Here is a 26,199-nt window from a genome sequence, read left to right as displayed (position 1 = left end):
AATGCCGATCAATATTCTCATGCCCGCGCTGTCGCCGACGATGGAAAAGGGCAACCTCGCCAAGTGGCTCAAGAAAGAGGGCGACAAGGTCAAGTCCGGCGACGTGATCGCGGAGATCGAGACCGACAAGGCGACGATGGAAGTCGAGGCGGTCGACGAGGGCACGATCGCCAAGATCCTGGTGCCCGAGGGCACCCAGGACGTGCCGGTCAATGACGTCATCGCGGTCATGGCCGGCGATGGCGAGGATGTGAAGGCCGCTGCCAGCGCCGGAGCAGGCGCCGCACCCGCGGCCAAGCCCGCCGAGGCGCCGAAGCCGGCCGCGCAGGCCGCGCCTGCTGCTGCACCCGCGCCAGCGGCTGCGCCCGCACCGGTGCCGGCCGCAGCGCCGGCGCCTCAGCCTGCTGCGGCGCCCGCTGCGCAAGCCAACGGCCACGCCCGCGTCTTCTCGTCGCCGCTGGCGCGCCGATTGGCAAAGGAAGCCGGCATCGATCTCTCTCGCATCACCGGCACCGGCCCGCACGGCCGCGTCATCGCGCGCGACGTCGACGACGCCAAGTCCGGCAAGGGCCTGAAGGCGCCGGCGGCCGCGCCCGCCGCGGGGCCGAGCATCGCGCCCTCGATGTCGGACAAGCAGATCCTCGCGCTGTTCGAGCCGGGCTCCTACGAAGTGGTGCCGCATGACGGCATGCGCCGCACCATCGCGCAGCGTCTCACCGCCTCGGTGCAGAACGTCCCGCACTTCTACCTGACGATCGACTGCGACATCGGCAAGCTGCTCGCCGCGCGCGAGGAGATCAACGCGTCGGCGCCGAAGGACAAGGAGAAGAAGCCGCTCTACAAGATCTCGGTCAACGACTTCGTCATCAAGGCGATGGCGGTCGCGTTGCAGAAGATTCCGAACTGCAACGTCAGCTGGACCGAAGGCGGCATGCTCAAGCACAAGCATTCCGACGTCGGCGTCGCGGTGGCGATGCCGGGCGGCCTGATCACGCCGATCATCCGCAAGGCCGAGACCAAGACGCTGTCGACCATCTCCAACGAGATGAAGGATTTTGCCGCGCGCGCCCGCGCCCGCAAGCTGAAGCCGGAGGAATATCAGGGCGGCACCACGGCGGTCTCCAATCTCGGCATGTACGGCATCAATCACTTCACCGCCGTGATCAATCCGCCGCACGCCTCGATCCTCGCGGTCGGCACCTCGGAGGAACGTCCGGTGGTGCGCGGTGGCAAGATCGAGATCGCGCACATGATGAGCGTGACGCTGTCATGCGATCACCGCGCGATCGACGGCGCGCTCGGCGCGGAGCTGATCGGCGCCTTCAAGCAGCTGATCGAAAACCCTGTCATGATGATGGTGTGACGGGCATCAGCCATGTACGCGATGTCAGGTCCGTACGTTCTGCTCGCCGCCATCGCCGTTGCGCTGCTCGTCGCGGTCAACCGCGACCTGATATCGACGGTCCAGTTCCGGATCATGATGATCGGCGCCGGTGTGTTGGCGCTGGCGTGGACCGTATTCCTCGGCGCGGTATGGCAGGAGTACCGATGAATGGCCGGCACGGCCCGCACGCGCTGGCCATGGATCTCGCTCTTGCTGTCGGCCGTGCTGGTGCTCAACCCGGTCGGGTTGGATCTTCTGCACTCCGCGTTCTTCGCCGGCGAACAGCTGGCGCGGAACATTGCCCAGCCGATCGTGCTGACGGCCCTGGCCACCATGGCCGTGGTGATCGGGCTCGAATGGCTGGTCAGGTCGTTGATCGCAAGACGCCGCGACCGCGGCGTCACAGATTGAGTTGAATGGGAGCCGCCATGGCCGACACATCTTTTGACGTCATCATCATCGGCTCCGGCCCCGGCGGCTACGTGACCGCGATCCGCGCCGCGCAGCTCGGCTTCAAGACCGCGATCGTCGAGAAGTCCTATCTCGGCGGCATCTGCCTGAACTGGGGCTGCATCCCGACCAAGGCGCTGCTGCGCTCGGCCGAGATCTATCACTACATGCAGCACGCCAAGGACTACGGGCTGTCGGCGGACAATGTCTCGTTCGATCCGAAGGCCGTGGTGCAGCGCTCGCGCGGCGTCTCGAAGCGCCTCAATGACGGCGTCGGCTTCCTGATGAAGAAGAACAAGGTCACGGTGATCTGGGGCGAGGCCACGATCGATGCGCCCGGCAAGATCACGGTGAAGAAGTCGGCGGTCGAGGCGCCGAAGGGCGCGAGCGGCGAGGGCACCTACCAGGCCAAGCACATCATCATTGCGACCGGCGCGCGGCCGCGCCTGTTGCCCGGGCTCGAGCCCGACAAGAAGCTGATCTGGACCTATTTCGAGGCGATGGTGCCGGAGCGGATGCCGAAGTCGCTGCTGGTGGTCGGCTCCGGCGCGATCGGTATCGAGTTCGCGTCGTTCTTCCACACCATGGGCGCCGACGTCACCGTGGTCGAGGTGCTGCCGCAGATCCTCCCTGTGGAAGACGCGGAGATCGCCGGTCTCGCGCGAAAGCGCTTCGAGAAGATGGGCATCAAGATCATGTCCTCGACCAAGGTGACGAAGCTGGAGAAGAAGGCCGACAGCGTGGTTGCGACCATCGATGACGGCAAGGGCCAGCCGCAGACCAAGGAATTCGAGCGGGTGATTTCGGCGGTCGGTGTGGTCGGCAACATCGAGGGGCTCGGGCTGGAAAAGCTCGGCGTCAAAACCGACCGCGGCTGCATCGTGATCGACGGCCTCGGCAAGACCAACGTCCCCGGCATCTACGCGATCGGCGACGTCGCGGGACCGCCGATGCTCGCGCACAAGGCCGAGCATGAGGGCGTGATCTGCATCGAGGCGATCAAGGGCCTGCATCCGCATCCGATGGACAAGCTGATGATCCCCGGCTGCACCTACTGCAACCCGCAGGTCGCCTCCGTCGGCCTCACCGAGGCCAAGGCCAAGGAAGGCGGCCGCGAGATCCGCGTCGGCCGCTTCCCGTTCGTCGGCAACGGCAAGGCGATCGCGCTCGGCGAGGATCAGGGCCTCGTCAAGGTTGTGTTCGACAAGAAGACCGGGCAGCTGCTCGGCGCGCACATGATCGGCGCCGAGGTCACCGAGCTGATCCAGGGCTATGTCGTGGCGATGAATCTGGAGACCACGGAAGAGGAACTGATGCACACCGTGTTCCCGCATCCGACGCTATCCGAAATGATGAAGGAAGCGGTGCTCGACGCCTACGGGCGGGTGCTGAATATTTGAGACCACGGACGGCGGTCACGGTCCCTCATCCTGAGGAGCGCGGAGCGCGTCTCGAAGGATGCACGGCCCGGATCGAGCAGCGGGGCCTGTCGCCCTTCGAGACGGCCGCTTCGCGGCCTCCTCAGGGTGACGGGTCTGATACTTGGTGAAAATGAAGAGCAAGAAAGAGAACGCCTCGTGAAAGACAACGACAACCTGACCATCGAACGCCCGACCTTCGTCACCCACCTCGAATGCGCGATGGAGGGCGATCATTATCCGGCCGACCAAGTGTACAACCTCTCCAAGGCCGGCAAGCCGCTGCTGGTGCGCTACGACCTCGCCGGGGTGAAGAAGGCGCTGACGAAGGACGCGCTGGCCCAGCGCCCGGCCGACCTGTGGCGCTATCGCGAGCTGCTGCCGGTGCGCAAATGCAAGGATATCGTCAGCCTCGGCGAGGTCACGACGCCGCTGATCCGGCTGCCGCGGCTCGGCGCCAGGCTCGGCGGCGGCGAGATCATCGTCAAGGACGAGGGGCGGCTGCCGACCGGCTCGTTCAAGGCGCGCGGCCTCGTGATGGCGGTGTCGATGGGCAAGGCGCTCGGCATCAAGCACATGGCGATGCCGACCAACGGCAATGCTGGTGCTGCGCTCGCGGCGTATGCGACCTCGTGCGGCATCAAGACCACGATCTTCTGCCCGGCCGATACGCCGGAGGTGAATGTCAGCGAGATCGAGCTGCAGGGCGCCACCGTCTATCGCGTCAACGGCTATATCGATGATTGCGGCAAGATCGTCGGCGAGGGCAAGGCCAAGGTCGGCTGGTTCGATACCTCGACCCTCAAGGAGCCGTACCGGATCGAGGGCAAGAAGACGATGGGCCTCGAGCTCGCCGAGCAGCTCGGCTGGGACGTGCCCGACGTGATCTTCTATCCGACCGGCGGCGGCACCGGCCTGATCGGCATGTGGAAGGCGTTCGACGAGCTCGAGAAGATCGGCTTCATCGGCTCCAAGCGCCCGCGCATGGTCGCCGTGCAGGCCGCAGGCTGCGCGCCGATGGTGCGGGCGTATGAGGCCGGCACCGAGCATGCGGCGCGCTGGGAGGACGCCCACACCATCGCCTCGGGCATCCGCGTGCCGCAGGCGATCGGCGACTTCCTCATCCTGCGCGCGGTGCGCGAGAGCAACGGGTTTGCGATCGCGGTCGATGACGACAAGATCAGCGCTGCCCTCAACGAGGTCGCGCGCGAGGAGGGGCTGTTGCTGTGTCCCGAGGGGGCCGCGACCTACGCCGCCTACAAGGAGAGCCTCGCCGACGGCCGCGTCAGCAAGACCGACCGCGTGATGCTGTTCAATTGCGCCAGCGGCCTGAAATATCCGCTGCCGCCGGTGACCCGTGCGCTCGACCGGCACAAGCCGATCGATTTCACGCAGTTCTGATGCCTCATCCGAAGGGCCATCTTGTCGAGAGATGGCCCTTCAAAAATAATCAGAAACAAGAAGATCGAGGGAGAGCGTGATGCGGAAGCTGATGCTGGCCGTGCTGGCGATATTGGCGTTCACGGGGACCGTGTCAGCGGAAACCTATCCCGCGCACCCCATCACCATCGTGGTCCCGTTCGCCGCCGGCGGCCCCTCGGATGCAATGGCGCGCATCCTCGGCGAGCGGATGAAGCAGTCGCTCGGCGAAGTGCTGCTGATCGAGAACGTGACCGGGGCGGGCGGTTCGATCGGCGTCGGCCGCGCGGTGCGCGCGGCGCCCGACGGCTACACCATCTCGTTCGGCCATCTCGGCACCCATGTCGCGAACGGCGCGATCTACAAGCTCGGCTACGACCTCGTCGCCGACCTCGAGCCGGTGGTGCTGCTGCCGAGCAATCCGATGATCATCGTCAGCAAGAACGCCGTGCCGGCGAAATCGTTGAAGGAACTCCTGGAGTGGCTGAAGTCGCGGCCTCAGCCGCCGACCGCGGGCACCGCCGGCGCCGGCAGCGGCAGCCACATCGCCGGGCTGTATTTCGAGAACGTCTCCGGCATCAAGCTGCAATACGTGCCGTATCGCGGCACCGGGCCGGCGCTGAACGACCTGGTTGCCGGCCAGATCGACATCATCGTCGACCAGACCTCGAATTCGATCAACCAGGTCCGCGCCGGCAATATCCGCGCCTATGCCGTCACCGATTCCAAGCGGGTCGCGAACGCGCCCGAGGTCCCGACGGTCGACGAGGCCGGCCTGCCGGGCTTCCACATGACGCTGTGGTCCGGCCTCTGGGTGCCGAAGGGCACCCCGAAGGAGATCGTGGCCAAGCTCAACGCCGCGGCGGTCCAGGCGATGGCCGATCCGGCCGTGCAGAAGCAGCTCGAGAATTTAGGCTTGCAGATGCCGCCGAAGGACCAGTTGACGCCCGAAGCCCTCGGCACCTGGCAGAAGTTCGAAATCGCAAAATGGTGGCCGATGATCAAGGCCGCCAATGTGAAGGTGGATTAAGTCTCAGTGTCGTCCCGGCGAACGCCGGGACGACACTGCATTACTGCGGCGGTGTGGTCTCACCCGGCGCCGCGTTGCTTTCCTGCGTCACGACGCGCCCGCCGTCCTTTGCCATCGCGGTGCCAGCGTCCTCGAAGCGGGCCTGATAGACCGCGAAATTCTCCATCACGCGCTGCACGTAGTTGCGGGTCTCCGAGATCGGGATCCGCTCGACCCAGTCGACCGGATCGACCTTGGGGTCACGCGGATCGCCGTAAGCCTTGACCCAGTCGCGAACGCGGCCGCGGCCGGCGTTGTAGCCGGCAAACGTCATGATGTGGCAGTTGCGGTATTCCGACAGCAGCGCGCTGAGCTCGGCTGCGCCCATCTGGGTGTTGTAGACGGGATCGGACACCATCCGGCTCCAGTCATAGCTGACGCCGAAGCGCTTGGCGGTGTCGCGGCCGGCTTCGGGCGTCACCTGCATCAGGCCGACGGCGTTGGCCGGCGACTTGTCGCGCTGGTCGAAGGCGCTTTCGGTGCGCGCAATCGAATAGGTCATGCTGCGCCCGATGTCGGGTGCGATCGGGGTGTGCTTGGGAATGCCGATGACCGGGAAGGCGTAGTGGTCGAGGGCAAAGCCACGAGCGAGCGCGATCTTGCCGATCTGCAGCATGGCGCGGGCATCGTTGCGGCGGCCGGTGAGCTCGCCGAGCGCCTCGAGCATGCCGACATCGACGCTCTCCTCGGCGAGATCGGCGACGAAATAGAGCACGATGTCGGGCTCGCCGATCGCATAGAGCATGTCTGCGGCGCGGACCCGCTCGTCAGTGGCCGTACTGCCGCCGTTCGCAGCCGGCGAAGGCCCGCGCAGCTCAACGCCGTCACGGCCGAGCTTGGCCAGCGCGAGCTGGCCGTAATAGGCGGTCGGGTAGCGTGCAGCGGCCTGGTAGTCGGCCCGCATCTCGGCAGAATTGCCGAGCGCCTCGGCGGCGCGGCCGCGCCAATAGGCGGCGCGCGCCAGCACGGTCGGATTGGTCTGGCCCTCGTCGATGTGGGAGAAATGCGCCGCGGCGGTCTTGGTGTCGTTGAGATAGCGCAGCGCGATCCAGCCGCGCATGAAGTGCATGTCGGAGCGGTAATAGGGATTGTCCGGCGCCGCCGCGGGCCGGATCACGTCATAGGCGGCCTGGTACTCACCCTGATCGAGCAGCTTGCGCGAGAGGATGCGGCGCTCGCGCCACCATTGGTCGGTGTCCTGCTGCGCCATCGTCTCGGGCGCGGCCGCAATCGTCACACGCGCCGCATCGTCGATCCTGTTCTTCGCGAGCAGCCACTGGATCCGGCACAGCGTGTAGCCGAGATCGCCGCGGGCATCGGAAGGCACGTCGTTGAGCGCGTCCTCCGCCTTGCTGGATTGTCCGCGGACCGCGGCGCAGGCCTTCACGATGGCCAGATCGTCGCTGCCGAGGTGCTGCGCCGCGCGCCTTGCGCCGGCGAGATCCTTGGCGCCGATCCGCTTGTCCATGCGTGCGCGGTGGTCGTCGCGCGTCAGCAGGTCCTTGAATGCGTCGTAAGCGTCGCTCTCGGTACGGTCCAGCAGTTCGTCCGAGCGCCAGGCCTCGCGCACCAGCCGCCTGGCGCCGTCGCGGTCGCCTTCGACCAGCAGCGTGCGGGCGAGCGCGAACTTGCCCTTGGCGCTGATCGGCTGGTCGAGCGTGAAGCCATGCACCGTGGCCGCATCGCTGCGCTCCTGCCATATCCGCGCCTCGGCCCGTTTGCGCAACAGCGTGACGCTGGGCCAGTCCGGGTTGGCTGTGATGAACGCCGCATAGCGGCTGAACGGCGCATTCGATTCCGAGTGGCGCAGCAGGTACCATTCGACGAGTTTCCGCCCGACCGGGTCGGTGATCTTCGCCTGGATGTCGGTCGCGTCGTTGGTCCTGCCTCTGCGTGCGGCAAGGATCGCGTCCCTGATCGTGGCGAGATCGCCGGACAATTGCGGCCCGGCGGGCTTCTCCGGCTCGGCGGCCTTCGTGGTTTCAGTGGATTTGGATGGAACGGATTTGGATTTCGCGGATTTCCGTTTGTCCGCGCCCTTGGCATGCCTGCGCTTGCCGGAGGCGTTGTCGCGCGCGGATTTGGTGCCGGACTTGGCACTGGACTTGGCACCATGCGCCTTCTTATCCCCGTGGCCGCTCTTGGCCTGGTGCTGGTGATGCGACTTGGCGGTCACCTGGACGGGAAGCAGCGCGAGCGCTGCGGCGGTGGCGAAGCACGCCAGCGGACGTAGGCAACGGTTCATTCCCTGGTCCCCCCTGAGAAACCATGAGGCACAACAGAACGCGTCATACGGCGGCACAACCACCGCAGATTACCACTACCCTCGATTCTCGAGTGTTAATGCTGCCTGCAACTCAACAGGGAAAACACGGCGAAATATAGAATGTGACGTGCGGAACCCGCGGGAACCGGGGTTTTTACGGGCGGAAAAAGACAAGCAGGCTCGGCACCTTGCTCGGTTCCTTCTGCGATGTAGTGTCGTTGAAGGTGCACCGCGGGGCCTGACAATGTCGCTGACGGATCAGTTTTTGCCAGACGGGGCGTCATGACAGGCCGCCTCAGAACCATCCTCAACGGCGGCCGCTATTTCGAGGGCCCGCGCTGGCATCGCGGGCGGCTCTGGTTCGTCGACTGCATGGCGCGGACGCTGCTCAGCATCAGCGCATCGGGCGAATTGCTGGAGCATGCTGTTGTGACGGACGACACGCCGTATGGGCTCGGCGTGCTGCCTGACGGCCATATCGTCGTGCTGACGATGTTCAGGAAGCGGCTGCTGCGGTTTTCCGATGGGGCGCTATCGCTCTATGCCGACCTCTCCAGCGTCGCGATCGGCACGATCGACGACATGATCGTCGACGGACAGGGGCGCGCCTATGTCGGCGATCTCGGCTTCAATCTGCCGCCGCCGGAGGGCCGCGGCGCAGTCGGCCGCATTATCCTCGTGATGCCCGACGGCGGCGCCCGCGTCGTCGCGGAGGGCCTGCGCTTTCCCAACGGCATTGCCGTCTCCTCAGACCATCGCCGGCTCGTCGTCGCCGAGATGGATGGCGCTGGTCTTGCCGGCTACGACATCGCACCGGACGGCGGCCTGAGCCTGCGGGGGCGGTTCGGCCACGTCAATGATCCCGATGGCATCTGCCTCGATCGCGACGGGGCGGCCTGGGTCGCGTCGTTCACCGAAGATGCTTTTGTGCGGATCGATCGCACTGGTGTGGAGCGCGAGCGCATCACCTTGCACGGCCGCCGCGCGCTCGCCTGTGCGCTTGGTGGCCCGGAGCGCAGGACGCTGTTCTGCCTGAGCGCAGAGACGTCCTACGAAGACCTGCGGAAGGGCAAATCGGTGTCGCGGATCGATGCGGTCGAGGTCGATACGCCGGGTGACGGCTATCCCTGAGCCGCGCCCAGGGAGCCAATGCGACGTGAGAGAGCCAAGGCTACTTGAAGGCTACTTGGCAGGTTCTTTCTTCCTCCGCTTCTCTTTCTTCTTCAGGATCTCGGCCTGGCTCCTGAAGGCGCGGGCGAGGGAGCGCATCTGGTTGGCGACCACGGCGTCGGCCGTCGTTGTCGCCACTCGCTCCGCGGTCTGCGCCTGCTTGCGAATTGCCTTGGCCATTTTCATGAAAGAGCAAATCCGGCCGCGCCAGTCTGGTTCCAGCGCATGCTACGGCAGCTTGGGGTCTTGAATGTTGTTCTTGTTTCGTTCATATTGGCGCGTCCTGGGAGAATGCCGCCATGGACGCCGAGCGAGACCGCGAAATCATCAGGCTGTGGAATGAGCTGCGCCGGCTGCAGCGCGAGGGCCGTCCGACGGAATTGATGATCCGCCGGATCGAGAAGGCGCTGGCGGCGAGGGAGCAGGAGGCGGCCTGACGCCCCGCCGCCTCGCTCGAGATGCGCTAGCGCCCGCCGTCCGGCCCCATCACCAGATTTGGCAGCGCGGTCGAGATCTCCGGGAAGAAGCAGAGCATCAGTACTGCGAACATCATCAGCAGCACGAACGGCAGCGTGCCCCAGATCACCTCGCTCAGCGGGATGTCGGGCGCGACATTGCGGATGACGAAGATGTTCAGTCCGACCGGCGGGTGGATCAGGCCCATCTCCATCACGATGGTCATGACGACGCCAAACCAGATGATGTCGAACTCGGCCGCCCTAAGCGGCGGCAGGATGATCGGCGCGGTCATCAGGATGATCGAGACTGGCGGCAGGAAGAAGCCGAGCACGATCACCATCACGAGGATCGCAAACAACAGCTCCCAGCGCGGCAAATGCATCGCGACGATCGCTTCGGCTGCCGACTGCGAGATGTGCAAATAGCTCATCACGTAGGAATACAGCAGCGACATGCCGATGATCAGCATCAGCATGGTGGATTCGCGGATGGTCGACTTCAGGATCGGCGACAGGTCGCTGGGTTTCCACACGCTGTAGATCACGGCGATCAGCCCGAGCGCCAGCAGGCCGCCGAGACCCGCGGTCTCCGACGGCGTGGCATAGCCGCCATAGAGCGCGATCATCACGCCGGTGAGCAGCAGCACGAACGGGATCACCCGCGGCAGCGCGCTGAAACGTTCGGCCATGGTGAACTCGTCGCGCTGCAGGATCGCCGCATCCTTGCCGGTCGCGTCATAGGCGGCCTTGGCCATGGCGTATTCCTTGCGGAAGCGGAACACCGCGTAGAATCCGAACAACGACACCAGCAGCAGGCCCGGGCCGATGCCGGCGAGGAACAGCCGCCCGAGCGATTTCTCGGCTGCGACCGCGAACAGGATCATCGTGATCGAGGGCGGCAGCAGGATGCCGAGCGTGCCGCCGGCGGCGATGATCCCCGCGGCAAAGCCGCCGGAATAGCCGCGCTTGCGCATCTCCGGAATCCCGGCCGAGCCGATCGCCGAGCAGGTTGCGGGCGAGGAGCCGGCCATCGCCGCGAACAGTGCGCAGGCGAATACGTTGGCGACGCCGAGGCCGCCGGGCACGCGGTGCAGCCAGGCATGCAGCGCCGAATAGAGATCCTGGCCGGCGCGCGATTTGCCGATTGCTGCACCCTTGAGGATGAACAGCGGGATCGACAGCAGCGTGATCGAGGCCATCTCCTCGTAGACGTTTTGCGTCACGGTATCGAGCGAGGCCGCCGGCATGTAGATCGCCATGAACACGACGGCGACGGCGCCAAGCGCGAACGCGATCGGCATGCCGGAGAACATCGCAAACAGGGTGGCAAGCCCGTAGGAGATGCCAATACCAAACACGGTCATCGGCGCGCGCCACCGGTCAGCGGAATGATGATCTGCAAAAGCAGCTGGACGCAGAGCAGCGTCATGCCGAGCGCCATCAGCCCGTAGGGGATGGCGAGCGGCGGCGACCACATCGAGTTCGACACCTGGCCGTCGACATAGGCCTCGTGCGCCAGGGTCCACGACTTCCAGGCGAAGAAGGTGCAGAACGCGAAGCTCGCGAGGTCGACCAGCCACAGCCTGATGCTGTTGGCGCGCGGCGAGAGCAGGCCGACGAACGCTTCGATGCTGACATGGCCACGCTGGCTCTGCACATAGGCCGAGGTCATGAAGGTCGCGCCGACCAAGAGGAACACGGCGGCCTCGTCCTGCCAGTAGTTCGGGCTGTGGAACAGGGCGCGGCCGAGCACGCTGTAGCTCAGGATCACGCAGGCCGCGATCAGCGCGACCGCGGCGAACACCACGATGATGTTGTTGCAGACGGACAGCGCGCGCCCAAGCAAGGCCACAGGCGAATTGCCCGTGGCGATGCTTGCGCTTTCGGCTTGATCCGCGACCGGACCATGCATCATGCGGCGACGTCGCTTGCGAGCTTCAGCAGATTGGCTGCGGTCGCCGTCTTGGCACCATAGTCCTTCCAGGCGGTGTCGCGCGCGATGTCGCGCCACTTGCCGACGGTGGCGGCGTCGAGCGCGCTGACCTTGGCGCCGGCCTTCTCATAGACCTTGGCGACCTCGGCATCGTCGTCCTGCGCGCCCTTGCGGCCGAAGGCCTCGAGCTCGGTGCCGACCGCGAGGATGATGTCCTGCTGGTTCTTCGGCAGCTTGTCGAAGATCGCCTTCGACATCATCAGCGGCTCCAGCATGAACCAGTAGGAGGCGCCGGCGCCGGAGGTCAGCGACTTCGCGACCTCCTCGAGGCGGAACGAGATCAGGCTGGTGGAGGAGGTAATGCCGGCATCGCAGGCGCCGGTCTGCATCGCGGCGTAGATCTCGTTGGACGGCACCGACAGCACGGCGGCACCGGCGGTCTGCAGCACCATGTCCATCTCGCGCGACCCGCCGCGTACCTTAAGGCCCTTGGCATCTTCGGGCGCCACGATCGCCTTGGAGCGGCTGGCGACACCGCCGGCCTGCCAGACCCAGGAGATCAGCAGGATGCCTTTGTCGGCGAGGAAGTCGCTCAAGGCCTTGCCGACCGGCTCCTTCTTCCAGCGCAGGCCCTGGTCGTAGGTCGTGACTAGGCCCGGCATCAGGCCGATATTGGTCTCCGGCAACTCGCCGCCGGCATAGGGCATCGGGTAGAGGCTAAGGTCGAGCGCGCCCTTGCGCATCGCCGAGAACTGCGCGTTGGTCTTGATCAGCGACGAGTTCGGATAGACCTCGGCAGTGAGGTCGCCGCCCGAGCGCTTGGCGACCTCGGCCGCGAACATCCGGCATAGCCGGTCGCGGAAGTCGCCTTTGTCGACGGTGCCGCCGGGGAACTGGTGCGAGATCTTCAGCGTGGTCGCGGCATGCGCGGTCCCGATGCCCATCCGCAGGACGGCGGGTGCGGCGAGGGCGGAAGCGAGGACGTGGCGGCGTGTGAGCATTGTTCTCCCCTGAGAGCTTCTTGGGTGGCTGTTAGGCCGGCGCTGAGCCTTAGCTTAGCCGGACTTCGCGTGAATATTCTCTAGTCTGATAGTTCGAGGCGCCCTGATAGTGCGAGCCGCTACGCGGCTGCAAGTCCTGGTGTTGAAGTCCTGCCGTTGCTGCGGCGCACACTGCACCGGCACAGTGCGCAACCCTCGCGCGAGCAGCCGTCGGGGCGGTGGCACGCCTCAAGAATTTGTTATTGGAGGTAACAACGGGCGGCGCAACTGCGTCGAGTAGAGAGCGGCAAGTCGTCGCGCTCACAACTCGACCACACAAGGGATCATCATCATGACCACCAAGACCCGCCTCGGCCTTTCCGCCGCGCTGCTCTCGTTCAGCCTGGCGCTGGCGCCCGCCGCCTTTGCTCAGGACAAGATGGGCAAGGACGACGCGATGAAGAAGGACTCGATGTCCAAGGATGCGATGTCCAAGGATGCCATGAAGAAGGACGACGGCATGAAGAAGGATGACGCCATGAAGAAGGACGGCGGCGCGATGATGAAGAAAGACGACGGCATGAAGAAGAACTGACTGCCGTCATCGCTCATCGTCCGCAGGCCCGCCGTTGCGGCGGGCCTGGTTGCGCCTCACCGCTTCTTCTTTCCGCGTTCCTTGCGCGCCGCGTAGCGGGCGTCGCGCTTGGCCTTCTGCTCGGCGAGCAGCGCCTCCTCGCGGGCGGCCGCCTCTTCCTTCTCGCGCGCGATGCGGGCAGCCTCGGCTGCTTCGGCTTCTTCCGCAATTCGCTTCTGCTCGGCCTTCTCGGCCTCACGGGCTTCCTTGGCCTTGGTGCGGCGTTCGGCGATCGCCGCGCGCTCGTCGGCACGTGCCTTCACAGCGGGATCGTCAGCTCCCGGCTGGGCGCGAAACTTGTTGAGGAGGTTTTGCCGTGCCTGCAGGGCCGCCTTTTGGCGGTCGGCAAAACCCGGTTCCTTGAAGCCACTCATAGAGGAAGCCTTGCTGCTTTCTGTTCGGGTGATGGATGGGGTTGGTTCGGCGTTTCAATAAGTGAACGGCGGCGAAAATGCCAGTGGCGAACGGAGGGCTGTGGAGCAAGGGAGATATGAGCGCACAGCAAATGGCCGATGGCGATGCTTGCCCGCGCCCGGCCGCCGGCGTGGTGAGTGGTTGGTCACCGAATCTGCCGGCAAGCCTGGGATCTGCCGACGAGCCTAACCGCGCAGCAGCGGCTCGCGCCGCCTGTCGCTCAGGACCTTGGTGCCCAGGACCTTGGCGACCGTCTCGGCAGTCATTGCGCTCCGGTCCGAGGTGCGCTGGGCCTCCAGCCTGTCGCGCGCCTTTTCGCTGATCAGCAGACTGATCAGCCGCAGCCTGCTTGTCTCGTCGACAGCTTCCGAAAGCAGTTGCCTGTAACGCTGATGGTCGTAGGTCGCTTCTTGCTCGCTCACTGGCACGCTCCGCACACGCGCTCCACTTCGGCGAGCAGTTTTCCGCGACTCGCGGAAACCCGCAACGGAATTGCGACGCCCATGGCTGAGGGCTCGCGTTTCATTGCGCGACTGTTGCAGAATTGATCGCACGCAACCGTGCAAACGGTCATGATGCGGGCTGTGGCAATCGGGAACCGAAGCGGGCATGAACGAATCCGAAGACGGCGGCAACCGCCGCGGCGCGCTGATCGGACTGCTGGTCGCGGCGATCATGCTCGCGGTCGGTCTTTGGCTTGCGCATGACCTGACGGCGGCGAGCAAGATGCAGGACTGCCTGATGTCGGGCCGAACCAACTGTAATGTGATCGAGCCGGCACGCTGACCTCGCCTTGCGGCAATGCAATATCGATCCCACATCTCGCGCAAAGACTCGGGCTGAACTGTTTGATCCCGGTTGTGATTTCGGTCACACGCGGGCGGACGGGTCGCCTTTGCTATTCCCAGAAATCGGCGGGAACCAAGGCCATGATGTCCAAGCTGTGGTCCGTAAAGGGCGCGGCGCTGGCTGCCGCAGGTGCGGCGGGTGCCGTTTTGGTTGCGTATCTATCCCTGACGCTGGCGTCGCCTGAGCCGGTGACCAGCGCGGCGCTCGGGCCGGACTGGCAATGCAGCCGGATGGCTCTCGTGCTGACAACGTGCACCCGGTCGACCGAGGCTGACGGCTTGGCCAAGGCTGAACGCGCGGCCAGGGCTGAACGCGAGGTCAAGGCTGAACGCGAGGTCAAGGCTGAACGCGAGGTCAAGACTGAGGGTGAGGCCAAGGCGATCCCGGTGCGTGCAAAGGACGATTGTCCGCCCGAACCCTAGATCTCGCTTCTGGTGCGTTTACTCTACGCCAACCAGTGCCCATTTGGGCCGGCGAGACCGCCGCAGCGGCTGTATTTCAGGTTATTTCTTGGTGGCGCTGCGCGGCTTGATCGACAGACCGAGCCGCATGGCCATCTTCTTGATTCGCTCCGGCGAGCGCCCGGTCGCCTTCACGACCTCCTCAAGCGTCTTTGAGGAGCGTGCCAGTTCCATCAGTCGTCGGTCCTCCTTGAACGACCACCGCGGCTTTCGGGCCATCTTGTTGGTATCCTTGTACATTGCTGGGCAACAAAGCCGCCAGGCGGGGTCGCCTGACGGCCTTGCCGGTGTGGGCCCGGACCTTGGGGAAATGTCCGGTGGATAAGCAATACTGCTTCCGGATAAGGTCGCAATTGAAACCGGAATTTAACCTAACCCATCAAGGTTACTGAGGTTTACGCGCGCCAGGAGGCCTTATGCGCAAGGTCGCCATTTTGAGTGCCGCAGCATTTTTACTGTCCGGTTGCTGGTCCGACCCGGAGGTCACGGGATCGACCAACAGCTGCGTGGCCAATCTGTATAGCCAGTACAATCCCAAGGTCATGGACCAGTGCGTCAATGCGTGCATCAAGTGTGAGCGCGGCAACGTCACGACCTGCACCACCTCCTGCACGCTGAAGGGCGCGCGGTAATCGATCCGCGGATGCACTGAGGCGAGCGAACCTGGCGGCGGCGTGGCTTGCGCGGCGCGTTGAACGCCGTTATCGCGTCCGGGAAGCGGCGCGGTTCGTCGCGCCGGAAACCGAGAGCGTGGAACGGAGCGCGATGAGCGGGCCCTGCTATGTCGCGGTCGATTGGGGCACCAGCAGCTTCCGGCTCTGGCTGATGAACGCCGGCGGCCAGGTGCTCGGTGAACGCCGCAGCGACCAGGGCATGACCGTGGCCGCGAGGGCCGGCTTTGCGCCGGTGCTGCAATCGCATCTCGACGCGCTCGGCGTGGCGGCCGATCTACCGGTCGTGATCTGCGGCATGGCTGGCGCGCGGCAGGGGTGGGTCGAGGCCGGCTATATCGACACACCCGCGCATCTCTTCGACATCCTCAAGGGCGCCGTCGTGGTCAGCGGGCAGGCGCGCGACATCCGGATCCTGCCTGGAATCGCACAACGCGATGCTGCGGCACCCGATGTGATGCGCGGCGAGGAGACCCAGTTGCTCGGCGCGCTCGGTCTGGACGCGCCGGGTGAGGCTCTCGTTTGCATGCCGGGAACGCATTCCAAATGGGTGCGCGTCCGCGGCGGAACGGTCGAACGCTTTGCGACATTCATGACCGGAGAGCTGTTCAGCGCGGTAGCGCGCGACACCATCCTGTCGCACGCCGTCGCCGGCGCGGAAGAGGCGGTCGATGCCGACGCGTTCGGCGCGGCCGTCGCGGGAGCGTTCGCCGCGCCGGCGCTCTCGGCCAACCTGCTGTTTCGTGTGCGCTCGCGGCAGTTGCTGTTCGGCGGCAGCGCGCAGGCCGCGCGCGAGACGATCTCGGGCACGCTCATTGGCGGCGAGCTGGCAGCGGGGCTTGCCGGGCGGGAGCAGGCAGCGCCGGTGACGCTGATCGCGTCGGGCCGGCTGCAGCGGCTCTATCAGATCGCACTCGGACGCCTTTCGATCCCGTTCAATGTCATGGACGCGGAGGAGGCGGTTCGCCGCGGCCTCGCCAGTGCGGCGGCGGCGATCTGGAACAATTGAGGGATCAACGCATGAGCATTCCGTTTCCACCGATGAAGCGTCCGCTGGTCGCGATCCTGCGCGGCATCAGGCCGGACGAAACCTCTGCCATCGTCAGCACGTTGATCGAGGCTGATATGACCGCGATCGAGATTCCGCTGAACTCGCCCGAGCCGTTCCGTTCGATCGAGATCGCGGCGAAGCGTGCGCCTGCCGGGGTGCTGATCGGCGCCGGCACGGTGCTGTCAGCGGCCGACGTCGATCGTCTCCATGACGCCGGCGGCCGCCTCATGGTCTCGCCCAATGTCGATGTCGATGTGCTGGCGCGCGCGCGGGATCATGCGATGGTCACGATGCCCGGCGTGTTCTCGCCGACCGAAGCGCTGCTCGCCGCACGCGCGGGCGCGTCGAGCCTGAAGTTTTTTCCGGCGAGCGTGCTCGGCGCCGCCGGCATCACTGCGATCCGCGCCGTGCTGCCGCCTGATGTGATGATCGCCGCAGTCGGCGGAGTCTCGGACCAGAATTTCGCCGAGTACGTCAAGGCAGGCATTCGCGCCTTCGGTCTCGGCAGCAGCCTCTACAAGCCTGGCATGACGGCCACCGATATTGCTGTCAGGGCACAGGTGACGATCGAGGCATATGACAGGGCCGTGCAGGCAGGCTAGGTTCGATGCCCAACCTTTGACCGCGCGCTAATCGTCGCGCTTGCCGCCGTCGATCACCCTGAACAGCGGCGCCGCCTCGCGGGGGCTCTCGAGCAGTTCCTCGACCATGGCGATCGCGGCCGCGACATATTTCTCGGTCGCGGCGTCCAGCGGCCGTTCGGCTTCGTCCGACAGCGCGAGCCTGGCGCCTTCGAGCAGCTTGCGGGTGCGGATGGCGGACTCGTCGCCGGCGGTGAGGGCGGCGCGGGCGATCGATCGCAGCACGAACAACTCGCCCTCCAGCCGCAGCAGGCGGTCGTTCAGCTTGCTCAGGACAGTGTTCAGGTTCCGCATGACGTCCCCTCCGGGCGTTGGACCCGTCTTCCATACACGGTCATTCCTGACGAAATTCTTGTGGGGTGGTCATACACCGTCTGGCTCGTTGCATGGCGTCTCCGGTTCCCCTCATGTTCCCGGCGGCCCGCGCAGGTGTTGTGGCATGTGGTGTCATCTGCCGGAGCGGTTTGTGGATCACGGCGCATGGCCCTAGTAGAGTGACAGCGCTCGCGCCCCGGCAGAGCTCCAGGGGAGCATCAGCTTCACATCACAACGAAGGAACGCACATGAAGATAGTCGTCGAAACGACCGTTGCCGCGCCGATCGCGGATGTTTGGCGCGCCTACACCACGCCCGACGACATCAAGCAGTGGAATGCGGCTTCCGACGATTGGCACACAACCGCCGCGACCGTCGACCTGCGCGCCGGCGGCGCCTTCTCGTCGCGGATGGAAGCCAAGGACGGCAGCATGGGGTTCGATTTCGCCGGCACCTACACCAAGGTCGAGGAGCCCCGGCTGCTCGAATACTCGTTCGGCGATCGCGCCGCGCAGGTCGCGTTCACGCCGGAGGCCCGCGGCGTCAGGGTGCAGGTCTCCTTCGACAGCGAGGACACCCATTCGGTCGAGCAACAGCGCGGCGGCTGGCAGGCGATCCTGGACAATTTCAAGCGCTACGTCGAAGCCAGGTCGCGGTCCTGATCCGTCGACTGGGGCCGGCGTGACATTGAAACGACCCCGCGCGACGATGCCGGCGAGCCTTCGTCGCGAACTCGACAATGCCGGCGTGATGCAGGCGTTCAAGGAGCGCCCGCCCTATCAACGCAACGACTATCTGCACTGGATCGACCGCAGCGTGCGAGCTGCAACGAAGCGCAAGCGGATCGACCAGATGCTCGCGGAATTGAAGGCAGGCGGGATTTACATGGGAATGGCGCATCGGCCGAGTAAGCGTGCGCGGTGAGAACCTCGCGAACCGAGCTGCCGGTGTTATCAATGGCCGGCGGAACTTTGTTCACGCACGGAGAACTACGGAGGGAATCGTGCGCTGAATGAGAAAGAACGGTCCGTGACCTCAGAGCAGACCGTGAGCATCGAAAAGAGAGGCCTCAGCGCGTGGGCCACGCTGAGGCCAAGTTGACACTTTGGTCGTGAGGCACCGTCGCCGGCGCCCCGCAGTTAACCTACCTTCGTTTCTGTCTTCGCAAATAGCCCATTTGGGCCATGCTCGTTGGCGGCGCACGTGCAGACTCGGAGTCGTCAGGATGTTGCACCACCTTCCTGGGGCTAGAGCCAACGCCGTCCGCATCTATTTCAAGCGGGCGGCGTTGCGTTTTCATGCGCGCAATCTCGATGAGCAAATGGCGCCGCTATCAGCGTTTCCTGGAATGCGGCACGACGAGCTTCATCGCGTTGCGCACGAGATCGGCGCGTTGACCGTGCCGGTCTTGCCATAGCGCGATCTCGTAGAAGGCCGAGACGAGACACGCGGCGAGGCAGCCACAGAATGCTTGTTCAGCATTGCCCATGACGTCACGGAACGAGAACGCCGGGCATCGGCCTCGTCGGCAGCGGAGCAAACGCGCGCGGTTGACCGCGCAGCATCGCAAGAACAGTGAACACCGCTACGGTGACCGTCAAAAGCTTGATCATGGAAATTCGTCGGCAAAAATGACTATAGGAATGCTCGCAGTATACCACCTGGTTTGCGATGCTCCTGTGAATCCCCTCACAGGACCACGAAGATCGCTGACCGGCAGCGTGTGCAACCGGGCAGAATGGCGAGCGCTGCATTCTGCGGAAAACGAGTTCCAGTCCGGACAGTTCGCGTCGCGCGTGATAGCCAATTTGGGACATGCGCCTTGGGCACAAAGTGTACATATTTGGAACCGTCAGGATTTTGCATCACCTTCCTGGGGCTAGGGCCGACGCCGTCCGCATTTATTTCAAGCGGGCGGCGTTGTGCATTTTGGCCGGTGTCAGCGATCCACCGGCCGAAGCTCGAGGTTGTCGATTTTCACGGGCGGGGTTGAGGCCTCGTTCTGCTCGTCCGGCGGACGCAACGTGATTGGAGCATTGGCGCCGCCGACGAGCACATTGGCGCCGGCGCCGCCGGCATGGCTGTAACCGCCGGTGAGGCCGTCGAGCCCGAGCCACGGCACCGCCGCCATCACCTTCCAGGTCACGGCGAATTCCTCATCTCCGATGAAAATACCGAAGTTGCGAATGGCCGCGACGTAGCGACTGTCCGGCGCGCTATCGACGTGCAGCACGCAATCGAGATTGGTCACCGGGCCCACAATGAAACCGGTATCGGGGCCGCCACGACACTCGAGCGTTCCGGCCTGCACCTGCTGTGCGTCGGAGGTTGAAATGGGCGCCACGAGTACCGCTGCGCCACACACAGCAGAGACGATCCAATGGCCCGTTGTGCGCATGGTGCCGTACAACGCGCAGAGGGACGCAATCGGCCCACGACCTCGTGCACGGCCTTCGCGTGTGGTTAAGGGAGGCTTAGAATCCGGAGTTGGTTGCCGCGGACAAAAGGCGCCACCCGTTCTGGCATGGACACCAGGCCGTTCGCATCAGCGACAGTTTGCCTGTCCCGGAAAACTACGCCGCCGGGCTCGAAATGCATTGTCCCGGCGGCGCCCTGTTCCAATCTGGGCCCGCAATCCCAGTGATGTTCTGTTTGCAAAAACGGCGCCAAGGTTCGAAGCCACCGTAGTGATACGGGCGCCGGCGTCCGGCGATAGATTAGGGGCTGGTCGCTGACCTTCCTGTGCGCAGGAAATTTGCCCGGAGGCCGGCCAAGGGCGGTCGTCGACCGCGCTCCGCCCGATCAGATGTGATGCTCGAGCTTCCGCATTTCCTGCAGGCGAGCCAGGCAGAAATCGCGATACAATTCGTTGATGAAATCCCACATGACCGAATCCCCTTTTGGTCCAATGTTGAGATGCTACGCCGGGTCTGTTTCCGCCCGGCTTCGCGCGTTCTGGAAAATGGTTTCGTTGAGGGGAGTGGCGTGGCGATCCCGGCAGGATTCGAACCTGCAACCCGCGGAGTAGAAATCCGCTACTCTATCCAGTTGAGCTACGGGACCGTCGGCCGCCTTGTAGCACCGCCAATATGAAAAATCCGCTTTTCCGCCAAGTCCGCCCGAACCGATTTTTGTGGTCGGACGACAAAGGCGAGCAGGGGTCCCGCCCTGCGTTGGCCTGCCCAGTCCGCCGAGCCGGCCCGACGCTGCCGCCGGGGCTGGTCAAAGGAATGTTGGCAATGCGATCTGCGACGTTTTCGTCCGTTCATGTCCGCGCCTTCACTCCGTCACCTTTCGCGCATTTTTTAGCCCCAGCGCGGCGTTCGACCGCGGGGCGTTCAGGAGCTCCATCATGATCGGATTGGTCCGTGCCGCCGCAATTTGCGCCACGCTGGCACTCGCCCTGGTGAGCGCCCAGGCCGCGGACAAGGCCTTCAAGCGCGACGATCTCGCCGATTCCGCGATCAAGCTGGAGGCCCAGATCAAGAGCGAGGCCGGCGCGGTCAACAAGTCGGCCGCGACCCTGCGCACCGACGCGGACGCCGCCTTCAGGCGCAATGATTTCCGCGGCGGGCTGACGATCCTCGGCCAGATCGCGGCGACCGCGCCCGAGGACGGCGCGAACTGGCTGCGGCTTGCCAAAACCGTCTTCCAGATCCGGTCGGCGAGCTCCAGCGAACAGACCTTTCTGATGGAGCGCGCCTCCACCGCCGCCTACATCGCCTACCAGCGCGCCGGCAATGCGGGCGAGGAGGCCGACGCGCTGGCGGTGCTCGGCAGGGCGCTCGCCGAGCGCAAGCTATGGCGTCCGGCGCTCGATAGCTTGCGGCTGTCGCTCGACCTGCGCGAGGTCGCCGATGTCCGGGGCCAGTATGAGAAGATGCGCGACGAGCACGGCTTCCGGCTGCTCGATTATACCGTCGATTCCGATGCAGCCTCGCCGCGAGCCTGCTTCCAGTTCTCCGAGGAATTGGCCAAGCGCGTCGACTTCGCGCCGTTTTTGGCGCTGGCCGGCACCGACAAGCCGGCCCTGTCGGCGGAAGGCCAACAGCTCTGCGTCGACGGGCTCAAGCACGGCGAACGCTACAACATCAACCTGCGCGCCGGCCTGCCGTCGACCGTCAAGGAGACCCTGCCGAAGTCGGCCGAGTTCAACATCTATGTCCGCGACCGCAAGCCGTTCGTGCGCTTTACCGGGCGGGCCTATGTGCTGCCGCGGACCGGCCAGCGCGGTATCCCGGTGGTCAGCGTCAACACGCCCGCCGTCACGGTCGACGTCTTCCGGATCGGCGACCGCAATCTGATCAACACGGTGATCGATTCTGACTTTCAGAGCACGCTGAGCCGCTACCAGCTCTCCGACCTCGGCGACCAGCGCGGCGTCAAGGTGTGGTCCGGCGAGCTTGCGACGGCGACCACACTGAACCAGGACGTCGTCACGGCATTTCCGGTCGACCAGGCGCTGGGCGACCTGCAGCCGGGTATCTATGTCATGACCGCCGCGGCCAAGGGTCCGGGCACCGATGATGACGGCACGCTGGCGACGCAATGGTTCATCGTCTCGGACATGGGCCTGTCGGCCTTCTCCGGCAATGACGGTATCCACGTCTTCGTCAACTCGCTGGCCTCGACCGAGCCGGTCGCCAATGCCGAGGTGAAGCTGGTCGCCCGCAACAACGAGATCCTGGCCACCCGCAAGACCGATGCCGCCGGCCATGTGCTGTTCGAGCAGGGGCTGGCGCGCGGCGAGGGCGGCCTGTCGCCGGCGTTGCTCACGGTGATGGGGGAGAAGGCTGACTACGCCTTCCTGAGCCTGAAGACCAACGCCTTCGACCTGACCGATCGCGGCGTCGCCGGCCGCGCCATCCCGGCCGGCGCCGACGCCTTCGTCTATGCCGAGCGCGGCGTCTACCGCTCCAACGAGACTGTCTATCTCACCGCGCTGCTGCGCGACGGGCAGGGCAACGCCCTGACCGGGACGCCGCTGATCATGGTGATCGAGCGCCCCGACGGTGTCGAATTCCGCCGCGCCGTGCTGCCCGACCAGGGCGCCGGCGGCCGGATGCTGGCGGTGGTGCTCAATTCGGCGGTGCCGACCGGCACCTGGCGCGCCCGCGTCTTTACTGACCCGAAGGGCTCTTCGGTCGGAGAGACCACCTTCATGGTCGAGGATTATATCCCTGAACGGGTCGAATTCGATCTGACCAGCAAGGAGAAGGTGATCAAAGCTGAAGTTCCAGTGGAACTTCAGGTCTCCGGCCACTTCCTCTACGGCGCGCCGGCCTCGGGCCTGCAGCTCGAGGGCGACATGCTGGTCGCGCCTGCGGCGAACGGGCGTCCTGGCTATGCCGGCTACCAGTTCGGCGTCGACGACGAGCAGACTGCGAGTAACGAGCGGACCCCGATCGAGGACCTGCCGGAGGCCGATGCCAATGGCGCGGCGACCTTCCCGGTGAAGCTCGACAAGGTGCCGGCCTCGACCCGGCCGCAGGAAGCCCAGATCTTCATCCGCATGGCGGAGACCGGCGGTCGCTCGGTCGAGCGCAAGATCGTGCTGCCGGTGGCCCCTGGCGCCTCGCTGATCGGCGTCAAGCCGCTGTTCGGCGACAAGAGCGTCGCCGAGGGCGACAAGGCCGAGTTCGACGTCGTGTTCGTCGCGCCCGACGGCAAGCAGCTGCCGCGCAACGGGCTGCGCTACGAGTTGCTGAAGCTGGAGTCTCGCTATCAGTGGTACCGGCAGAATTCGTCCTGGCAGTATGAGCCGGTCAAATCGACCCGCCGCGTGTCCGATGGCGACGTCAACCTCGCGGCCGACAAGCCGATGCGCCTGACTTTCCAGCCGCAGCCCGGCCGCTACCGGCTCGACGTGAAATCGACCGACGCCGACGGTCCCGTGACCTCGGTGCAGTTCGACGTCGGCTGGTATTCCGACGGCAGCGCCGACACGCCCGATCTGTTGGAGACCTCGATCGACAGGCCGGAATATGCCTCAGGCGACACCATGACGGTGTCGGTCAACGCGCGCACCGCCGGCAAGCTCACGGTCTATGTGCTCGGCGACCGCCTGCTGACGACCCAGAGCGTCGACGTCACGGAGGGCACCCAGCAGGTCAAGCTGCCGGTCGGCAAGGACTGGGGCACCGGCGCCTACGTCATGACGACGCTGCGCCGTCCGCTCGATGCCGCCGCCGGGCGCATGCCCGGCCGCGCGATCGGGCTGAAATGGTTCGGCATCGACAAGAAGGCGCGCACGCTTGCCGTCGAGCTGTCGCCGCCCGCCTTGGTGCGGCCCGGCTCGACGCTGAAGATCCCGGTCAAGCTCGGCGGGCTCAACCCTGGCGAGGACGCCAAGGTGGTGCTGGCCGCTGTCGACGTCGGCATTCTCAACCTGACCAACTACAAGCCGCCGGCGCCGGACGACTACTATCTCGGCCAGCGCCGTCTGACCGCCGAGATCCGCGACCTCTACGGCCAGCTGATCGACGGCATGCAGGGCACCCGCGGCCAGATCCGCAGCGGCGGCGATTCCGCCGGCGCCGAGCTGCAGGGCTCGCCGCCGACCCAGAAGCCGCTCGCGCTGTATTCCGGCATCGTCACGGTCGGCCCTGACGGCACCGCCGAAGTGAGCTTCGACATCCCTGAATTCGCCGGCACCGCGCGGGTGATGGCGGTGGCATGGAGCGCCACCAAAGTCGGCCGCGCCAATGTCGACGTGATCGTGCGCGATCCCGTGGTGCTGACCGCGACATTGCCGCGCTTCCTGCTGACCGGTGACAAGGGCACCATCAGCATGGATATCGACAATGTCGAAGGCGCCGCTGGCGATTACAAAATCAGCGTCAAGTCGAGTGGCCCGATCAAGGCCTCGGGCAACTCGACCACCACCGTGAAGCTCGCCGCCAAGCAGCGCAACTCGCTGTCGCTCGGTCTCGAGGCGGGGGGAGCCGGGCGCGCCGATTTCGACGTCGACATCTCCGGGCCGAACGGGCTGACGCTGGTGCGGCACTACGCGCTCGACGTCAAGCCGGCCACGCAAGTGCTGGCGCGCCGCTCGATCCGCACACTGGCGAAGGGCGAGAGCCTGACGCTGACCTCGGACATGTTCTCCGATCTCGTGCCGGGCACCGGCAGCGTCTCGATCTCGGCGAGCCTGTCGACCGCGCTCGATGCCGCGAGCATCCTGAAGGCGCTCGATCGCTACCCGTATGGCTGTTCCGAGCAGATCACGAGCCGCGCGCTGCCGCTGCTCTATGTCAACGATCTCGCCGCCGGCGCCCATCTCGCGATGGATACCGCGGTCGACCAGCGCATCCGCGACGCGATCGAGCGGCTCCTCGCTCGACAAGGGTCCAACGGTTCGTTCGGCCTGTGGTCGGCGGGCGGCGACGACGCCTGGCTCGACGCCTACGTCACTGATTTCCTGACCCGGGCTCGCGAAAAGGGCTTTGCGGTGCCGGACGTGCTGTTCAAGAGCGCGCTCGACCGCGTCAGGAACTCGGTGGTTAATGCCAACGAGCCGGAGAAGGACGGCGGCCGCGATCTGGCCTATGGCCTCTACGTGCTTGCGCGCAACGCCGCCGCGCCGATCGGCGACCTGCGCTATCTCGCCGATACCAAGCTGAACAATCTGGCGACGCCGATCTCGAAGGCGCAGCTTGCCGCGTCGCTGGCCTTGGTCGGCGACAGAGCGAGGGCCGAGCGGGTCTATGGTGCCGCGCTCGACGCGCTGAACCCCAAACCGGTGATCGAGTTCGGCCGGGTCGATTACGGCTCGGCGCTGCGCGATGCCGCCGCGCTGGTCTCGCTCGCGGGCGAGGGCAATGCGCCGCGCACCACGCTGACGCAGGCGGTGCTGCGGGTCGAGGCGGCGCGAGGGCTGTCGCCCTACACCTCGACGCAGGAGAATGCGTGGATGGTCCTGGCGGCGCGCGCGCTCGCCAAGGAGACGCTGGCGCTCGACATAAACGGCCAGCCAGTCAAGACCGCGGTCTATCGCAGCTACAAGACCGAGGAGATGACGGGCCAGCCGCTCAAGATCACCAATACCGGCGACGCGCCGGTGCAGGCGGTGATCTCGGTGTCGGGTTCGCCGGTAACGCCGGAACCGGCGGCCTCCAACGGCTTTAAGATCGAACGCAGCTACTTCACGCTCGACGGCAAGCCGGCCGATGTCACCAAGGCGAAACAGAATGACCGCTTCGCGGTTGTCCTGAAGGTCACGGAAGCCAAACCGGAGTTTGGGCACATCATGGTGGCCGACTATCTGCCGGCCGGGCTCGAGATCGACAACCCGAACCTGGTGTCATCAGGGGATTCCGGCACGCTCGGGTGGATCGAGGACGGTGTCGAGCCGAAGAACACCGAGTTCCGCGACGACCGCTTCACCGCGGCCATCGACCGGGGCGCCAACGACAAGTCGGTGTTCACGGTCGCCTATGTCGTGCGCGCGGTGTCGCCCGGCAAATACGTGCTGCCGCAGGCCTATGTCGAGGACATGTACAATCCTTCGCGCTACGGCCGCAGCGGCACCGGCGCGGTCGAGGTGAAGCCGGCGAAATGAGCAAGGAAGGACGCCCAAAACTGTCCCCGTCATGGCCAGGCTTGACCCGGCCATCC

At 65.4% G+C, this 26,199-nt stretch carries 28 protein-coding genes and 1 tRNA gene; 18 read left to right on the top strand and 11 right to left on the bottom strand.

What is annotated here, in order from left to right; translation table 11 throughout:
* The first annotated feature begins 1 nt into the window (after position 1).
* From ACVILL_RS33345 to ACVILL_RS33320, 6 genes are all read left to right on the top strand, one after another.
* Complete coding sequence (locus tag ACVILL_RS33345) at positions 2 to 1,363, top strand: pyruvate dehydrogenase complex dihydrolipoamide acetyltransferase (protein ID WP_456732928.1); 1,362 nt, start codon at positions 2 to 4, stop codon at positions 1,361 to 1,363.
* A gap of 12 nt (positions 1,364 to 1,375) precedes the next feature.
* Complete coding sequence (locus ACVILL_RS33340) at positions 1,376 to 1,552, top strand: hypothetical protein (RefSeq protein WP_456732927.1); 177 nt, start codon at positions 1,376 to 1,378, stop codon at positions 1,550 to 1,552.
* Positions 1,553 to 1,795 carry a hypothetical protein gene (locus tag ACVILL_RS33335; RefSeq protein ID WP_456732926.1) on the top strand — a complete coding sequence of 81 codons (243 nt, stop codon included), beginning with the start codon at positions 1,553 to 1,555 and terminating at the stop codon, positions 1,793 to 1,795. It begins immediately after the preceding gene.
* A 17-nt stretch (positions 1,796 to 1,812) separates the two neighbouring features.
* On the top strand, positions 1,813 to 3,234 hold the full coding sequence (gene lpdA, locus ACVILL_RS33330) for a dihydrolipoyl dehydrogenase (RefSeq protein ID WP_456732925.1): 1,422 nt from the start codon (positions 1,813 to 1,815) through the stop codon (positions 3,232 to 3,234).
* 177 nt (positions 3,235 to 3,411) lie between these two features.
* Positions 3,412 to 4,653, top strand: coding sequence for a threonine synthase (locus ACVILL_RS33325; RefSeq protein WP_456732924.1), 1,242 nt, complete (start codon positions 3,412 to 3,414; stop codon positions 4,651 to 4,653).
* Positions 4,654 to 4,732: 79 nt separating this feature from the next.
* Positions 4,733 to 5,701, top strand: a complete 969-nt coding sequence (locus ACVILL_RS33320; RefSeq protein WP_456732923.1) for a tripartite tricarboxylate transporter substrate binding protein BugD — start codon at positions 4,733 to 4,735, stop codon at positions 5,699 to 5,701.
* Positions 5,702 to 5,741: 40 nt separating this feature from the next.
* Here the strand turns inward: ACVILL_RS33320 and ACVILL_RS33315 are convergent, their stop codons facing one another.
* Positions 5,742 to 7,985 carry a lytic transglycosylase domain-containing protein gene (locus tag ACVILL_RS33315; protein ID WP_456732922.1) on the bottom strand — a complete coding sequence of 748 codons (2,244 nt, stop codon included), beginning with the start codon at positions 7,983 to 7,985 and terminating at the stop codon, positions 5,742 to 5,744.
* 303 nt (positions 7,986 to 8,288) lie between these two features.
* Here ACVILL_RS33315 and ACVILL_RS33310 point away from each other — a divergent pair, with 303 nt between their 5' ends.
* Entirely contained in the window at positions 8,289 to 9,137 is an 849-nt protein-coding gene (locus ACVILL_RS33310) for an SMP-30/gluconolactonase/LRE family protein (RefSeq protein WP_456732921.1), read from the top strand.
* 51 nt (positions 9,138 to 9,188) lie between these two features.
* Here ACVILL_RS33310 and ACVILL_RS33305 read toward each other — a convergent pair whose 3' ends face one another.
* Positions 9,189 to 9,362 carry a hypothetical protein gene (locus ACVILL_RS33305; RefSeq protein ID WP_456732920.1) on the bottom strand — a complete coding sequence of 58 codons (174 nt, stop codon included), beginning with the start codon at positions 9,360 to 9,362 and terminating at the stop codon, positions 9,189 to 9,191.
* A gap of 113 nt (positions 9,363 to 9,475) precedes the next feature.
* Here ACVILL_RS33305 and ACVILL_RS33300 point away from each other — a divergent pair, with 113 nt between their 5' ends.
* On the top strand, positions 9,476 to 9,613 hold the full coding sequence (locus tag ACVILL_RS33300; RefSeq protein WP_456732919.1) for a hypothetical protein: 138 nt from the start codon (positions 9,476 to 9,478) through the stop codon (positions 9,611 to 9,613).
* A 26-nt stretch (positions 9,614 to 9,639) separates the two neighbouring features.
* On the opposite strand, the gene ACVILL_RS33295 is transcribed toward ACVILL_RS33300, so the two are convergent.
* The 3 genes from ACVILL_RS33295 to ACVILL_RS33285 are packed head-to-tail and all read right to left on the bottom strand — an operon-like array spanning position 9,640 to position 12,568.
* Complete coding sequence (locus ACVILL_RS33295) at positions 9,640 to 10,998, bottom strand: TRAP transporter large permease (protein ID WP_076859350.1); 1,359 nt, start codon at positions 10,996 to 10,998, stop codon at positions 9,640 to 9,642.
* A complete protein-coding gene (locus ACVILL_RS33290) occupies positions 10,995 to 11,549 on the bottom strand; it encodes a TRAP transporter small permease (protein ID WP_456732918.1) in 555 nt (184 codons plus the stop codon). Before ACVILL_RS33290 ends, ACVILL_RS33295 begins: the two co-directional genes overlap by 4 nt.
* Positions 11,546 to 12,568 carry a TRAP transporter substrate-binding protein gene (locus tag ACVILL_RS33285; protein ID WP_456732917.1) on the bottom strand — a complete coding sequence of 341 codons (1,023 nt, stop codon included), beginning with the start codon at positions 12,566 to 12,568 and terminating at the stop codon, positions 11,546 to 11,548. The genes ACVILL_RS33290 and ACVILL_RS33285 overlap by 4 nt, the downstream gene beginning before the upstream one ends.
* A gap of 331 nt (positions 12,569 to 12,899) precedes the next feature.
* Here ACVILL_RS33285 and ACVILL_RS33280 point away from each other — a divergent pair, with 331 nt between their 5' ends.
* Positions 12,900 to 13,142, top strand: a complete 243-nt coding sequence (locus tag ACVILL_RS33280; protein WP_456732916.1) for a pentapeptide MXKDX repeat protein — start codon at positions 12,900 to 12,902, stop codon at positions 13,140 to 13,142.
* Between the two features lie 56 nt (positions 13,143 to 13,198).
* On the opposite strand, the gene ACVILL_RS33275 is transcribed toward ACVILL_RS33280, so the two are convergent.
* Positions 13,199 to 13,555 carry a DUF6481 family protein gene (locus tag ACVILL_RS33275; protein WP_456732915.1) on the bottom strand — a complete coding sequence of 119 codons (357 nt, stop codon included), beginning with the start codon at positions 13,553 to 13,555 and terminating at the stop codon, positions 13,199 to 13,201.
* 225 nt (positions 13,556 to 13,780) lie between these two features.
* The gene (locus ACVILL_RS33270) at positions 13,781 to 14,017 is read right to left on the bottom strand and encodes a hypothetical protein (protein ID WP_456732914.1); all 237 of its coding nucleotides are present in this window, start codon (positions 14,015 to 14,017) and stop codon (positions 13,781 to 13,783) included.
* A gap of 187 nt (positions 14,018 to 14,204) precedes the next feature.
* Between ACVILL_RS33270 and ACVILL_RS33265 the strand changes: the two genes are divergently transcribed.
* Both ACVILL_RS33265 and ACVILL_RS33260 read left to right on the top strand, forming a co-directional pair.
* A complete protein-coding gene (locus ACVILL_RS33265) occupies positions 14,205 to 14,381 on the top strand; it encodes a hypothetical protein (protein WP_456732913.1) in 177 nt (58 codons plus the stop codon).
* 143 nt (positions 14,382 to 14,524) lie between these two features.
* Entirely contained in the window at positions 14,525 to 14,866 is a 342-nt protein-coding gene (locus ACVILL_RS33260; protein ID WP_456732912.1) for a hypothetical protein, read from the top strand.
* 81 nt (positions 14,867 to 14,947) lie between these two features.
* Here the strand turns inward: ACVILL_RS33260 and ACVILL_RS33255 are convergent, their stop codons facing one another.
* Positions 14,948 to 15,124: a hypothetical protein gene (locus tag ACVILL_RS33255; protein ID WP_456732911.1), complete on the bottom strand. Its 177-nt coding sequence runs from the start codon at positions 15,122 to 15,124 to the stop codon at positions 14,948 to 14,950.
* 197 nt (positions 15,125 to 15,321) lie between these two features.
* Between ACVILL_RS33255 and ACVILL_RS33250 the strand changes: the two genes are divergently transcribed.
* From ACVILL_RS33250 to ACVILL_RS33240, 3 genes are all read left to right on the top strand, one after another.
* Positions 15,322 to 15,537, top strand: coding sequence for a hypothetical protein (locus tag ACVILL_RS33250; protein ID WP_456732910.1), 216 nt, complete (start codon positions 15,322 to 15,324; stop codon positions 15,535 to 15,537).
* Between the two features lie 133 nt (positions 15,538 to 15,670).
* Complete coding sequence (locus ACVILL_RS33245; RefSeq protein ID WP_456732909.1) at positions 15,671 to 16,585, top strand: 2-dehydro-3-deoxygalactonokinase; 915 nt, start codon at positions 15,671 to 15,673, stop codon at positions 16,583 to 16,585.
* A gap of 11 nt (positions 16,586 to 16,596) precedes the next feature.
* A complete protein-coding gene (locus ACVILL_RS33240; RefSeq protein ID WP_456732908.1) occupies positions 16,597 to 17,229 on the top strand; it encodes a 2-dehydro-3-deoxy-6-phosphogalactonate aldolase in 633 nt (210 codons plus the stop codon).
* 27 nt (positions 17,230 to 17,256) lie between these two features.
* On the opposite strand, the gene ACVILL_RS33235 is transcribed toward ACVILL_RS33240, so the two are convergent.
* On the bottom strand, positions 17,257 to 17,562 hold the full coding sequence (locus ACVILL_RS33235) for a hypothetical protein (protein WP_456732907.1): 306 nt from the start codon (positions 17,560 to 17,562) through the stop codon (positions 17,257 to 17,259).
* Between the two features lie 269 nt (positions 17,563 to 17,831).
* Here ACVILL_RS33235 and ACVILL_RS33230 point away from each other — a divergent pair, with 269 nt between their 5' ends.
* The 3 genes from ACVILL_RS33230 (at position 17,832) to ACVILL_RS33220 (ending at position 19,000) form a co-directional block, all read left to right on the top strand.
* Positions 17,832 to 18,245: an SRPBCC family protein gene (locus ACVILL_RS33230; protein WP_456732906.1), complete on the top strand. Its 414-nt coding sequence runs from the start codon at positions 17,832 to 17,834 to the stop codon at positions 18,243 to 18,245.
* Positions 18,246 to 18,264: 19 nt separating this feature from the next.
* Positions 18,265 to 18,507 (top strand): YdeI/OmpD-associated family protein, encoded by a 243-nt coding sequence (locus tag ACVILL_RS33225; RefSeq protein WP_456732905.1) that lies wholly within the window; start codon positions 18,265 to 18,267, stop codon positions 18,505 to 18,507.
* Positions 18,508 to 18,808: 301 nt separating this feature from the next.
* The gene (locus tag ACVILL_RS33220; protein WP_456732904.1) at positions 18,809 to 19,000 is read left to right on the top strand and encodes a hypothetical protein; all 192 of its coding nucleotides are present in this window, start codon (positions 18,809 to 18,811) and stop codon (positions 18,998 to 19,000) included.
* 522 nt (positions 19,001 to 19,522) lie between these two features.
* On the opposite strand, the gene ACVILL_RS33215 is transcribed toward ACVILL_RS33220, so the two are convergent.
* Both ACVILL_RS33215 and ACVILL_RS33210 read right to left on the bottom strand, forming a co-directional pair.
* Positions 19,523 to 19,981 carry a DUF992 domain-containing protein gene (locus ACVILL_RS33215; RefSeq protein WP_456732903.1) on the bottom strand — a complete coding sequence of 153 codons (459 nt, stop codon included), beginning with the start codon at positions 19,979 to 19,981 and terminating at the stop codon, positions 19,523 to 19,525.
* A gap of 588 nt (positions 19,982 to 20,569) precedes the next feature.
* A tRNA-Arg gene (locus ACVILL_RS33210) sits at positions 20,570 to 20,646 on the bottom strand.
* 289 nt (positions 20,647 to 20,935) lie between these two features.
* On the opposite strand from ACVILL_RS33210, the gene ACVILL_RS33205 reads away from it, so the two are divergent.
* Positions 20,936 to 26,143 carry an alpha-2-macroglobulin family protein gene (locus tag ACVILL_RS33205; RefSeq protein WP_456732902.1) on the top strand — a complete coding sequence of 1,736 codons (5,208 nt, stop codon included), beginning with the start codon at positions 20,936 to 20,938 and terminating at the stop codon, positions 26,141 to 26,143.
* Positions 26,144 to 26,199: the final 56 nt, after the last annotated feature.

This window comes from Bradyrhizobium sp. USDA 3364 (assembly GCF_054056355.1).
This window is presented reverse-complemented; position numbering and strand designations above follow the sequence as displayed.